Genomic DNA, 11,564 nt, shown 5'->3' with positions numbered 1-11,564 from the left:
GCGATAGAAGGCGGCGCCGCTGCCGGTCGTGAACGCCTGAGCGTAGTCACTGGTCGTGGCGATCTGGCCAGGAGCGGAGAAGTCGGTGTTGCTGACGAACGTCTCCGTTGCGTCTGTCTGCGCCCCGGCCCCTCCGGCGGGCACGACGGCCAGCACCCCGGCTGCGAGCGCCAGCCCCCAAAACGGCGCCCGAAGACGCCCTAGGAAACCCCTACCACGCGGGGGGGGGGGGGTCGCAGCAGACACCGACACCGGCCGCGCCGCGCCTGCCGCGTCGGCGCCCGCTGCAGCGGAGGCCTTGCTCGTTGCCGTGCGTGCTTCTGCCATGGCTGACATTTCCCCGTGCTGCATCATCTCGGGCCTCCGAGCGCGCGTCGACCTGTGCGCAGGATACCGCCCCGCCGACAGCACCCACAAGACCCGCCCCCGCAGGCCGCATGCGGACCGATCCGCGCTCAGGACACAAACCGGCCAGGCACACACCTCAAGCCCGCAGACCGGCGACCTCATTGCCGACGGCCACGAGGAACCGCACGGCGGCGCAGGCGCCCACGCCGACGGCCACCAGCCGCGAGGTCCGCGACAAGGCACAGATGTGGCTGCGTCACGGGGTTCGCCTGGTCTGGGTCGTCTGTCCCGACACGCGCACGGTCGACGTGCACCAGACCGACCGCGCAGCAACGCTCGGCGAGCAGGACACGCTGAGCGGCCTCGATGTCCTGGCCGGGTTCGCCTGCCCGATCAAGGCCGTCTTCGAACCGATGGGTCAGTAGATGCCAGGAATAATGCGGTACGGGACGCGCTCGCGGTACTCGGCCCATTTCTCGGGGCCGTACTTCTGCGCGCAGCGCTTGTCGTCGTCCATCTGCCGGTAGCTGAACAGCGCGAAGACATAGATCAGGTAGAGCCACGCCCAGAGGCTGCCGAAGTGGCCCCAGGCCACGGCGAGGCCCAGCCCGTAGAACACTTCGCCCATGTAGTTGGGATGGCGGGATGCGCCCCAGAAGCCGCTGCAGAGGATCTTGCGCTCGCCGGCTTCGATGATCTGGGGCTTGATGCCCAGAAAGGTGCGCTCGGGCCATCGCTTGAACGTGTACTTCTGCATGTTGGCACCACGGCTGATGCACCAACCCGCCAGGTACAGCGCCGGTGCGCCGATCAGCCAGAGCGCGCGCCAGCCCCCTGAGTGGCCCGGATCCGGGTGCGCTGCCATGCCCCACATCGGGATGATGAACATCCAGCCGTAGACGAACAGGCCGCCCCAGAACATCTTGAACCCGAGGCGCTCGTAGATGATGTCGAACGTGTAGAGCTGCACTCGCTCGAAGACGAAGTAGTCGAAGACGTAGAGGGTGAAGAACGCTGCGAAGAGGTATGCGCCCGGATTCGGGTCGTCGACGTTCTCGTAGTGCCAGACCGCGCCGGAGAAAGCGTTGAGCGACAGCATCGTGCCGCCCACCACGTAGAAGTACATCTTGAGATCGATGCGGTTGTTGAAGAACTGCATCTCCTGGGCGCGGCCGAACCAACATGCCAGGAACTTGTTCTTGACGTCGCCTTCGGGCTGGCTGAACACGGCGATCAGCGTCATGATGACGGCCAAGGCCGTTCCGCCGGCTACGGCGTACAGCGATGAGCGGTAGAACCAGTCGCGAGGCATGCCGGTGAGCTCGAACCACCACAGCGCTTGGGCCACTGCGAACACTGCCAGCCCGTTGAGGCGGTAGCTGCGGGGCTGGCCCGTCTCAGTGTCGATGGCGTATCCGGAGACGCGCTTGCCGGGAATGGCCATCTGCAGCACGAAGAATGCCGCCATCACGAACAGCGGCGTGAGAAATCCCAGCACTGCCTCGCCCGCCGTCAACTCGGCCAAGTGGCCGATGCCGAGCCGCTCGAACATCGGCGGCCTCCTCTCCGGTACCCCTGCGGCCGGCCGGCGCTAGAAGACGCCGGGGATGATCCGGTACGGCACCCGGGCCTGGTATTCGGCCCACTTCTCTGCGCCGTATTTCTCAGCGCACGCTCTGTCGTCCTCGAACTGGCGGGGCACGAAGAAGGTCACGATCATGATCAAGTAGCTCCAGGCCCACAGGTTGGTGAAGTGCCCGAACACCAGGGCGTTGGACAGCCCGTAGAGGGCTTCGCCGGAGTAGCCGAAGTGCCTGGCCTTCCCCCAGAAGCCGCTGCACAGGATCTTGCGGTCGCCGGCCACGATGATCTCCGGCTTGATGCCGAGGAAGGGGCGCTCGGGCCAGCGCTTGAACCAGTACTTCTGCATGTTGGAGCCGCGTGAGATCACCCAGCCGGCCACGAACAGCGCTGCGCTGCCGATCAGCCAGAAGTACATCCAGCCCCCCGAGAAGCCCGGATCGGGATGCTTCGCCAAGCCCCACAGCGGCAGCACGAACATCCAGCCCCACACGAACGGCCCGCCCCAGACGAGCTTGAACCCGACGTTCTCATGGATGAGGTCGTAGGTGTAGAGCTGCACCCGCTCCCACACGAAGTAGTCGAAGACGTAGAAGGAATTGATGGCGACGTAGAGGACCAAGCCGGGGTTGACGTCGTCGACGAAGTCAACATGCCACGCCAACCCGGACCACGCGTTGAGCGACAGCATCGTGCCGCCGACGATGTAGAAGTACATCTTGAGGTCGAAGCGGTTGTTGAAGAACTGCAGCTCCTGCGCGCGGCCGAGATAGAACGCCTTGAGCGGGTTCGTGTGCTCGCCGGGGGGCTGGGTGAACACCACGAAGATCGTCGCGATGGCGGCGATGATCACGCCGCCTGCTATCGCGTACATGGTCGACTCGTAGAACCACTCCCGCGGCAGGCCGAACAGCTCGAACGCCCAGATGATGTGCGCGAGCACGAATACCAAGATGCCGTTGAGCCGGTAGCTCCGGGGTTCGCCGGTCTCGCGGTTGGTGGCGTAGCCGGTCACGCGCCGGGCGGGCAGGATCATGTGCGCCACGAATGCGAAAGCGCAGACGAACAGCGGTGTGAGGAACCCCAGCACCGCCTCACCGGCGGTCAATTCAAATAGATGGCCTATGCCGAGCCAGTCGATCATGCTGCACGCCCCCTTTCGCGCTGGTCAGCGCAGACTGCCAGTATTGCCGTCAGTGGCGAGCGGCCGTGGGACTCAACGACATTCTCGGCGGTAGCGTCCGCTGGCAACGGCAGGAAGGTGCGTGAAGCCATGAAGCTCGACAGCGGGGATCGATTCCCGGAACTCACTCTGGCCGACCTTGAAGATCAGCAGGTCACGATCCCCGGCGTCTTCGACGACGGCTGGGGCGTGGTGCTGGTGTACCGAGGCCACTGGTGACCGTACTGCCGTCAACAGTTGGTTGACTTCGACGGCGCCGGCTCGCTGCTCAAGACGCTCGGTGCCAGCGTCGTGGCGCTCTCCGTGGACGACAAGGAGACCACGCAGGGCCTCTCCGACGGCTTGCAGCTGCGCACGGTGAAGATGCTGCACAGCGCAGACATGGCCGAGGTGTCGTCGCTCACCGGGGCGTACACCGAGGAGGCCCGGGGCATCCTGCACGCCACCGGGTTCATTCTGGCGCCGGGCGGCAAGGTTGCCCAAGCGTGCTATTCGACCGGGCCGATCGGGCGATTCACCGCGCTCGACACGATGCGCATCATCCGCTTCGTCCAGCAGATGCGGGAGCGGCAGGGCTAGGGCTGACCACCCACGATGAACCGCTGGTGCGTGCCCTCAGAGATGAGCGTGTCACCGTGGGTGACCTTGATGTCGAAGACGAGGCGGCGGCGGTCGACTTCGCTGATCTCGCCCGACACCACGACGTCCTCGCCCGAGGACACAGCGGCTTGGTGGCTCACGCAGATGTGGATGCCGACGGTTGTCTGACCCTCGTCGAGGTACGGCTGGACGCCGAACAGGCACGTGCCTTCGATCAGGCGGACCATGTCGGGCGTGGACAGCACCTTGTTGGGCAGGTGCGGCGGCGACATCTCGTCGGTGACCCGGTGGGTCTCGCTTGTGGTGAATCCGACTTCGATGGCTCCGCTCATGGCGGCAGACCTTAGAGGTTGCGCTCTGGCGAAGTGTCGGGCGCTGCCCCAGTAGGTTGCGGACATGCCTGAGCTGCATCCGCAGTGCGAACCGCTCGCCCCGCTGCTGGGAACTTGGCAGGGCGGCGGCACCGGCCAGTACCCGACGATCGACGACTTCGCCTACACCGAAGAGCTGACGTTCGGCCACGTCGGCAAACCGTTCGTGTCGATGATCCAGCGCACGTGCAACCGCGACACCGGCGAGCCGCTGCACTCGGAGGCGGGCTACCTGCGCGCCCTGCCCGGGGGAGACTTGGAACTCGCGCTGGCGCAGCCGTCGGGTGTTGTCGAGATCTGCCTTGGCACGGTCCGCACTACCCCCGACGGCTTGGCGATCGAACTCCGCAGCTCCCAGGTCGGCCTCACGCCTCGCGCGAAAGAGGTGACCTCGGTACGGCGGGAGCTGAGCATTGCCGGGCTGAGGGCCGGTGGCGTCACGCTGATCTCCGAGCTCTGGATGGCCGCTGTGGGGCACCCCGAGCTCCTGCACCACCTGCGCGGCGAGCTGACCAAACAGGCCTGACACGGCCCCACCAGCCAGCACGCAGAGAGGTCGCGTCGACTCGGCGGCTGCGGCACACCGGGCCCGCTCCGGCGCAACGTCCTACGCTGGCCCTTGGGTCAGAGAGGGAGCGATGTCAGACATGTCCAGAACCGATGCAGCAAACGGAGCCCATGCGGCCGACCACGGAGCTCCGACGGCGGCGGGCCGTCCGGATGTGGATGACGAGACGCTCGCTGCCGCTGTTGCGGTAGCGAATATCCCGACACTGCTGATGGTGCTGGTGCAGATGACCGGCGAGCTGCACTGGCTCGACGATCCCTATCGTCCGAAGCGTCAGCCCGGGCTCGGCGACAACGACACGGGAGGCCTAGCTCCCGAGCATCAGCAAGAAGTGCGGGAAGCGGCGCTCGAGGCCATTGCCGCATGGCGGGACGGCCGCCCGATGGCGATCAGCGAGCCCGACGATGCGTTGATCGTGCGAATGCTCAGCACCGCGATGGGCGAGCACGTCCCCGACGAGTACGGCGCTTTCACCGCCGCGCAGCTCGGCCTCGCCAAGTTCCTCGACCACGACCCGATCAACGTGCCGCCCGGCTTCAAGGTGCTGGTCATCGGCGCAGGTGCTTCGGGGCTGTGCGCTGCGATCAACCTGCAGCAGGCCGGCGTGCCCTACGAGGTGGTGGAGCGCAACGGCACGGTCGGCGGCGTGTGGTGGGAGAACCGCTACCCGGGCGCCGGTGTCGACACTCCGAACCACCTGTACTCGTACTCGTTCGCTCCGCACGACTGGAAGATGTACTTCTGCCTGCGCGACGAGTTGCACGGCTACCTCGAGAGGGTGGCCGACGACTTCGACGTGCGCGACCGCATCCGCTTCAACACGTCGGTGGAGCGCATCAGTTACGACGCCGAGCGGCAGGTCTGGCAGGCCGAGGTGCGTCACGTGGCCGACAACGAAGGCCGCTGGGAGACCGGACGGCTCGGCCTCAGTGCCACGCCCGACGAGACCGGACTGCGGCGCCGCGACGACGGCGCGGCCACCGCACCGGACGCCAACGGCCACGCTCAGGGCGTTGACGGCCCCGCCGAGGTCATCGAGGCGAACGTCATCATCAGCGCTGCTGGCATCTTCAACCCGCCGATCCGCCCCAACATCGACGGCCTCGAATCCTGGAGCGGCGAGACATGGCACACTGCTCGCTGGCCCGCCGATGCCGATGTCGCCGGCAAGCGCGTGGCGATCGTGGGCAACGGCGCGAGCTGCATGCAGACAGCCCCCGAGATCCAGCACGACGTGGAATCACTGGCGATCTACCAGCGGTCCAACCATTGGGCCGCGCCGTTCGATCAGTTCCGCAAGCCGGTTCCCGATGCCATGAGGACCCTGTTCGAGGCAGTGCCGCTGTACCGGGCCTGGTACCGGGTGCGGCTGGGCTGGACGTTCAACGACCGCATCCACACCGCCCTGCAGAGGGACCCCGACTGGGAGCACCCCGAACGGTCGCTCAACGCCCAGAATGACGCCCACCGGGCCTACTTCACGCGCTACGTGATCGACGAGCTGGGCGACCGGGCCGACGAGCTGCTGGACAAGGTGCTGCCCACCTACCCGCCGTTCGGCAAGCGCATGCTGATGGACAACGGCTGGTACCGGATGCTGCGCAATCCGAATGTGGAGCTGGTGGACAATCCGATTGCCGAAATCTCAGGCCAGACCATCCGCACCGCGGACGGCACCGAGCGCGAAGCCGACGTGCTGGTGCTGGCCACCGGCTTCGACGTGCTGCGGTTCATCACCACCTACGAGGCAACCGGCCGCTCGGGTCGCAGCCTGCGCGAATCATGGGGCGACGACGACGCCAGTGCCTACCTGGGAACCGTCACACCCGACTTCCCCAACTTCTTCACCTTGTACGGGCCGAATCTGCAGCCCGGCCACGGCGGCAGCCTGATCTTCGTGGTGGAGATGCAGGTGCGCTACGTCATGGACATGATCGCCCAACGAGGCCGGCCGCATCGTGGTCAACTCGCCATGGCGCAACGTCGACTACTTCGCCATGACCTCCGAAGCCAACCTCGACGATTACGTCTGCGAGCCGCGGGCCGCCGACCGGGAGCTCGTCGCCGACTGATCGCGAAGCAGCCTTCAGCTGGCCAGTTCGGCGGCGATGGCCTCGATTGCCCGGTCGACATCGGCTTCGCTGACGTCGAGATGCAGCACCATGCGGGAGCGGCCGAAGCGCCAGTCCGCCAGCACGCCGCGGCCCTCGACTCGCTTGCCGAGCGTCGGATCGTCCCCGTCGAGCTGGGAGAACACCATGTTGGTGTTGCAGCCGGTGACCGTGATGCCGTCGATGGCTTCGAGCCCGGCTGCGAGCCGCTCCGCATTGGCGTGATCGTCGGCCAGCCGGTCGATGTGGTTCTGCAGGGCATGCAGCCCGCCCGCTGCGATGATGCCCGCCTGACGCATCCCGCCGCCCAGCACTTTGCGCCAGCGACGGGCCCGGCCCACCAGCTCATCGGTGCCGCACAGCACTGAGCCGACGGGCGCGCCCAGGCCCTTGGACAGGCACACCGACACGGTGTCGAACGGCTCCGCAACCTCGGCCGGGGACAGACCCAGCGACACCGCTGCGTTCCAGAGGCGGGCGCCGTCGAGGTGCAACCCGAGGCCGTGACGGTCGGCAAAGTCGCGGGCCTGCTGATGCTGGGCCGGCGTGAGCACCATGCCGTCGATGGTGTTCTCCAGGCAGAGCAGCTTGGTGCGGGCGAAGTGGCTGTTGTCGGGTTTCACGGCTGCTTCGGCCGCTTCGAGATCCAGCATTCCCGTCTCGTCGGTGGGCACCGTTTGGGGTTGGATGCTGCCCAGCACCGCAGCGCCGCCGCCCTCGTACATGTAGGTGTGGGCGTGGTGGCCCACGATGTACTCGTCGCCCCGCTCGCAGTGGGCCAGCAGGCCGCACAGGTTCGACTGAGTGCCGCTGGGCACGTACAGCGCCGCGGCCTTGCCGAGCAGCTCGGCGGTGTAGCGCTCCAGCTCGTTGACCGTGGGATCGTCGCCCCAGACGTCATCGCCGACTTCGGCTGCAGCCATGGCGGCGCGCATCTCCGGCGTTGGCTTGGAGACAGTGTCTGAGCGCAGGTCGATCACGGGCGCAAGCCTGCCATGCGTTCTGCCGGTCACCACACCGGCGCCGGGTACCGCGCGTGTGCCGGCTGCAGCAGCCGGTGATCAGCCCTTGCCGTTGCGCAGCAGTTTGCCCGGCAGTGGGCCGTGCGGATCGACCGCATCGGCGCCGTCGCGGCGGATGATCGTGCCATTCACCACTACTGCATCGATACCCGTCGCATCGGAGATGAGCCGGTCGGCGCCGGCGGGGAGGTCGTACACCCGCCGCTTGCCCAGGTGGCCGATCTCGTCGGCGTCGAACACGACGACATCGGCGGGCTTGCCTTCGGCCAGCGTTCCCCGGTCGGCGATGCCGAACACTTCGGCCGGCCGCTGGGTCAGCATGTGGACGGCGGTCTCGAGATCGAAGCTCTGCCGGCCGCGCACGAAGGTCTGCAGGAACTCCGTGGAGTACTTGGCGTCGCAGAGCTGGCTGGCGTGCGCCCCGGCGTCGGACAGCCCGATCACTGTCGTCGGGTCGTGCAGCAGCTCGTCGATGTCGTCGGGATCGTGGTTGATCACGTCCTGCACGATGCGCATGTCCAAGTCGGCTTCGAGCGCCACGTCGAGCACCCAGTCCACCGGGTCTTGGCCGGCCTCGTCAGCCAGCTCCTGGACGTTGCAGCCCTCGAGCTCCGGGTTGTGGGGGAGCCAGCTGATCTCAGTGCGAGCCCACCGGTCGCCGATCTTGCCGCCGGTGCCGGCCTTTTCCTTGAACTCGGCTCGCCAGTCCGGGTCGGCGTAGTACTGCTTGCGGCCTTCGAGGTCGCTTTGGGACACCGGGGTGAAGCAGCGCAGCGCCTCGTAGATGAAGGGCGCCTTCCAGCTCATCTCGAACTGGATCGGCTGCACTGCGACCTGCGGGAACACGGGCAGGCCTCGGTCGGCGATCTCACGGGCCCGTTCCAGCTCGGCACGGTGGCTGCCCGGGCCCCGAGCCGAGCCCAGCAAGGCGGTCCAGCTGACGTGTGCGCCGGTCGTCTCGGCGATACGAGCGAATTCGTCGTGGCTGAGACCGCGTCCGACGGTGGCCTGCATCACGCCGCCCGCGTCACCCAGCGCCTGGGCGATCTCGACGATCTCGTCGGTGGTCGCGGCCCGGCTCGGCACGGGCCGTCCCTCGTAGCCCACATGGGTGGCGGCTTTGGAGGTGGCGAAGCCGAGCGCGCCGGCCCGCAACGCCTCGGCCACCAGATCGCGCTGGGCGGCGATCTCTTCGGGCGTGCCTTCACGCTCGGTGGCTTCCTCGCCCATGACATACATGCGGGCGGCAGTGTGGCCAATGAGCGCCGCCATGTTGACCGCAGCGCCGTTCGACTCGAGGGCATCGAGGTATTGCGGGAAGGTCTCGAAGCCCCAGTCGCCGAGGCCGGCGCGCAGCGCATCGACGCTCATGCCCTCCACGTTCTCGAGCGTGCGCATGATCAGGTCACGGTGCTCGGGCCGCGTGGGCGCAACCGAGAAGCCGCAGTTGCCCATCACGATGGTGGTCACGCCGTGCCAAGGCGAGCAGCTCACCAGCCGGTCCCACATGATCTGGGCGTCGTAGTGGGTGTGGATGTCCACGAACCCGGGGCACACGATGCGGCCAGTGGCGTCGATGGTTTGGGTGGCTTCGGCGGGCGCAGTGCCGAGCGCCACCACCTTGCCGTCGGAGATGCCGACGTCGCCGACGTAGCGGGGCGCTCCCGTCCCGTCGATGATCGTGCCGCCCGTGATCTTCAGGTCATACGCCATGTCGCTGCCCCCGTGCTTGCCGTATAGGCGCTTATTGTCTCCGGATCGGTCAATCCGAAATGACTCAGTCCACGCTAGCCGCGCCTTGCTCGTCGGTCCCTGAGCACGGCAGTACCGGTCGACGGCGCTTCGATGCCTAGGGTGCGGGCATGAGCGAAACGGATCTGCCCGACGAACTGGTCAACCGGGTGACGTGGAAGATCCCCAATGCGCTGGCGCTGGTGGGGTCAAGAGCTGGCGACGAGCGCAACGCCATGACGACCAGTTGGATCACTCAGCTCTCGATGGAGCCGGTCATCATCGGCATCGGCGTCGAGAACACCGCGGTCACCCACCGGCTGATCACCGACGGAGGCTCGTTCACCGTGAACCTGTGGGACGCCGAGAACACCCGGCCGTTCGTGAAGTTCTCCAAGCCCGCTGCATACGAAGCCGCTGCCGATGGCACCGGCACCGGCGCCCTCAACGGCTGGTCGGTGTATGAAGCAGCGACCGGCGCACCCGTGTTCATCGATTCGGCTGCATGGATGGACTGCGAGGTGCGCCACAGCGTGAACCTGGGCACCCACACGCTGTTCATGGGCGAATTGGTGGCGGCCGGTATCAACAACGACGACGTTCGGCTCGCCTCCATGTCCGACACCCGCATGAAGTACGGCGGTGTCAAGCGCCACTGAATCCGCTCGAACCGTCCTCCGACGTGTCCAAACGGATGTCTCGCTGACGGTTCGAAGGCCGCTCGGCTACCATGGAATGCCTTGCGGACTCCACCGGGGTGGAGTCCCACTCCTGCCCGCCGATCAAGGATACCACGTGCCGAAAGTCAAAGACGACGCCATCTTGCTCGAAGGAAAGACCGTCGAAGCGCTCAAGGGCGGACACTTCCGCATCGAGCTCGACAACGGCCACGAGGTGCTCGGGCACCTGAGCGGCAAGATGCGCAAGCACCACATCCGGATCCTTCCCGGCGACCGGGTGCAGGTGGAAGTCTCGGCATACGACCTCAGCCGCGGGCGCATCACCTACCGCTACAAGTAGCCCCGCGCGCGTCGGCGATCGATTCGCCAGCGCTGCATCCGGTCTAAGCGGCGTTCTACGCTCCGCATGCAGCCGCCGTCGCGGCGGTGCGAATCCGCGAAGGGAACTGACATGAGCAGCACGGCTCAACCGTCGAACGGGACGGTCAGCTACAGCGTGGAACGGGATGCCGCAGGCGACGTGGCGACCGTCACGCTCAATCGCCCCGAGACGCTGAACTCCATGAACGACGAATTCATGAACGACATCACCGAGGCTTTCGGCATGGTGGCGGCCGACGGGAACGTTCGGGCCGTCGTGCTGACGGGCGCCGGACGCGGGTTCTGCTCGGGCGCTGACCTGCGCAACGCCGCCGCCGGAGACGCTGAAGGGTTCGATGCCGCAGCGGCCGGCGAGGCCACCACCGACTCGATGGACAACGCATTCCATCCAGCCATTCGGGCAGTAGCCGAGTGCCCCGTGCCGACCGTCGCCCGCATCAACGGAGTCACCGCGGGCGGCGGCATCGGTCTGGCGCTGTCATGCGATGTCGCCATTGCTGCCCGTTCGGCCTTCTTCGTGGCCACGTTCGGGCCCCGCCTGGGCATCGTCCCGGACTTGGGCACCACGTGGCAGCTCCCCATGCGGGTCGGCCGGGCGCGGGCGCTCGGCATGTCGCTGCTCGGCGAGCGCGTGACCGCTGACCAGGCCGCCGAATGGGGCCTGGTGTGGAAGACGGTTGATGACGCCGAGCTCGATGGTGCCGTGGCCCAGGTGGTCGACGTGCTCCGGCGTAGCTCGCCGGCAGCCATGGCGCGGATCCGATCCGCCATCGACGGTGCGATGCAGCGTGACCTCTCAGATCAGCTTGATGTCGAGATGGGGCACCAGGCCGTGCTCATTCCCCAGAACATGGCCCATGGTGCAGAGGCGTTCTTGGCCAAGACCGACCCCTCGTTCCCGGGCAACCGCTACTGACCGAGCCCTGCGCCGAGCGCTGCGCTGAGCCCGACGGTGCACAGCGCCGAGCGCTGTGCACTGCTGGCAGAC

The 11,564-nt window shown here is 66.9% G+C and carries 12 protein-coding genes and 1 pseudogene; 8 read left to right on the top strand and 5 right to left on the bottom strand.

Going from position 1 to position 11,564, the window contains the following annotated elements:
• The first annotated feature begins 509 nt into the window (after positions 1-509).
• Positions 510-773 carry a Uma2 family endonuclease gene (locus VI480_RS10905; RefSeq protein WP_323672870.1) on the top strand — a complete coding sequence of 88 codons (264 nt, stop codon included), beginning with the start codon at positions 510-512 and terminating at the stop codon, positions 771-773.
• Here the strand turns inward: VI480_RS10905 and VI480_RS10900 are convergent.
• Positions 767-1,900: a DUF1295 domain-containing protein gene (locus VI480_RS10900; RefSeq protein WP_323672869.1), complete on the bottom strand. Its 1,134-nt coding sequence runs from the start codon at positions 1,898-1,900 to the stop codon at positions 767-769. The genes VI480_RS10905 and VI480_RS10900 overlap by 7 nt on opposite strands.
• Before the next feature lie 39 nt (positions 1,901-1,939).
• Complete coding sequence (locus VI480_RS10895) at positions 1,940-3,073, bottom strand: hypothetical protein (protein WP_323672868.1); 1,134 nt, start codon at positions 3,071-3,073, stop codon at positions 1,940-1,942.
• 129 nt (positions 3,074-3,202) lie between these two features.
• Between VI480_RS10895 and VI480_RS10890 the strand changes: the two genes are divergently transcribed.
• Positions 3,203-3,331, top strand: coding sequence for a hypothetical protein (locus VI480_RS10890; RefSeq protein WP_323672867.1), 129 nt, complete (start codon positions 3,203-3,205; stop codon positions 3,329-3,331).
• Between the two features lie 18 nt (positions 3,332-3,349).
• Positions 3,350-3,691, top strand: a complete 342-nt coding sequence (locus VI480_RS10885) for a hypothetical protein (protein WP_323672866.1) — start codon at positions 3,350-3,352, stop codon at positions 3,689-3,691.
• Here the strand turns inward: VI480_RS10885 and VI480_RS10880 are convergent.
• On the bottom strand, positions 3,688-4,044 hold the full coding sequence (locus VI480_RS10880; protein ID WP_323672865.1) for a thioesterase family protein: 357 nt from the start codon (positions 4,042-4,044) through the stop codon (positions 3,688-3,690). The two genes, VI480_RS10885 and VI480_RS10880, sit on opposite strands and share 4 nt — an antisense overlap.
• 64 nt (positions 4,045-4,108) lie before the next feature.
• Here VI480_RS10880 and VI480_RS10875 point away from each other — a divergent pair, with 64 nt between their 5' ends.
• The gene (locus tag VI480_RS10875) at positions 4,109-4,609 is read left to right on the top strand and encodes an FABP family protein (protein ID WP_323672864.1); all 501 of its coding nucleotides are present in this window, start codon (positions 4,109-4,111) and stop codon (positions 4,607-4,609) included.
• Positions 4,610-4,721: 112 nt separating this feature from the next.
• A pseudogene (locus tag VI480_RS10870) lies at positions 4,722-5,813 on the top strand (flavin-containing monooxygenase); the annotation flags it as partial.
• Between the two features lie 924 nt (positions 5,814-6,737).
• On the opposite strand, the gene ltaE reads toward VI480_RS10870, so the two are convergent.
• Together ltaE and VI480_RS10860 are read right to left on the bottom strand one after the other, a co-directional pair.
• Positions 6,738-7,742 carry a low-specificity L-threonine aldolase gene (gene ltaE / locus VI480_RS10865; protein ID WP_323672863.1) on the bottom strand — a complete coding sequence of 335 codons (1,005 nt, stop codon included), beginning with the start codon at positions 7,740-7,742 and terminating at the stop codon, positions 6,738-6,740.
• 81 nt (positions 7,743-7,823) lie between these two features.
• On the bottom strand, positions 7,824-9,497 hold the full coding sequence (locus tag VI480_RS10860) for an N-acyl-D-amino-acid deacylase family protein (RefSeq protein WP_323672862.1): 1,674 nt from the start codon (positions 9,495-9,497) through the stop codon (positions 7,824-7,826).
• Positions 9,498-9,646: 149 nt separating this feature from the next.
• Here VI480_RS10860 and VI480_RS10855 point away from each other — a divergent pair, with 149 nt between their 5' ends.
• The 3 genes from VI480_RS10855 (at position 9,647) to VI480_RS10845 (ending at position 11,492) form a co-directional block, all read left to right on the top strand.
• On the top strand, positions 9,647-10,174 hold the full coding sequence (locus tag VI480_RS10855) for a flavin reductase family protein (protein WP_323672861.1): 528 nt from the start codon (positions 9,647-9,649) through the stop codon (positions 10,172-10,174).
• Positions 10,175-10,310: 136 nt separating this feature from the next.
• A complete protein-coding gene (gene infA / locus VI480_RS10850) occupies positions 10,311-10,535 on the top strand; it encodes a translation initiation factor IF-1 (protein WP_323672860.1) in 225 nt (74 codons plus the stop codon).
• 111 nt (positions 10,536-10,646) lie between these two features.
• A complete protein-coding gene (locus VI480_RS10845) occupies positions 10,647-11,492 on the top strand; it encodes an enoyl-CoA hydratase/isomerase family protein (RefSeq protein WP_323672859.1) in 846 nt (281 codons plus the stop codon).
• Positions 11,493-11,564 lie beyond the last annotated feature (72 nt).

This window comes from Candidatus Poriferisodalis multihospitum, from assembly GCF_028283155.1.
GTDB classification, from domain to species: Bacteria; Actinomycetota; Acidimicrobiia; order Acidimicrobiales; family Poriferisodalaceae; genus Poriferisodalis; species Poriferisodalis multihospitum.
This window is presented reverse-complemented; position numbering and strand designations above follow the sequence as displayed.

What these genes read in the sequence shown, in the direction of transcription:
- VI480_RS10900 (WP_323672869.1), bottom strand. Translation starts at nt 1,900, where the DNA reads ATGTTCGAGCGGCTCGGCATCGGCCACTTGGCCGAGTTGACGGCGGGC.
- VI480_RS10895 (WP_323672868.1), bottom strand. Translation starts at nt 3,073, where the DNA reads ATGATCGACTGGCTCGGCATAGGCCATCTATTTGAATTGACCGCCGGT.
- VI480_RS10890 (WP_323672867.1), top strand. Translation starts at nt 3,203, where the DNA reads ATGAAGCTCGACAGCGGGGATCGATTCCCGGAACTCACTCTGGCCGAC.
- VI480_RS10880 (WP_323672865.1), bottom strand. Translation starts at nt 4,044, where the DNA reads ATGAGCGGAGCCATCGAAGTCGGATTCACCACAAGCGAGACCCACCGG.
- VI480_RS10875 (WP_323672864.1), top strand. Translation starts at nt 4,109, where the DNA reads ATGCCTGAGCTGCATCCGCAGTGCGAACCGCTCGCCCCGCTGCTGGGA.
- VI480_RS10860 (WP_323672862.1), bottom strand. Translation starts at nt 9,497, where the DNA reads ATGGCGTATGACCTGAAGATCACGGGCGGCACGATCATCGACGGGACG.
- VI480_RS10855 (WP_323672861.1), top strand. Translation starts at nt 9,647, where the DNA reads ATGAGCGAAACGGATCTGCCCGACGAACTGGTCAACCGGGTGACGTGG.
- VI480_RS10845 (WP_323672859.1), top strand. Translation starts at nt 10,647, where the DNA reads ATGAGCAGCACGGCTCAACCGTCGAACGGGACGGTCAGCTACAGCGTG.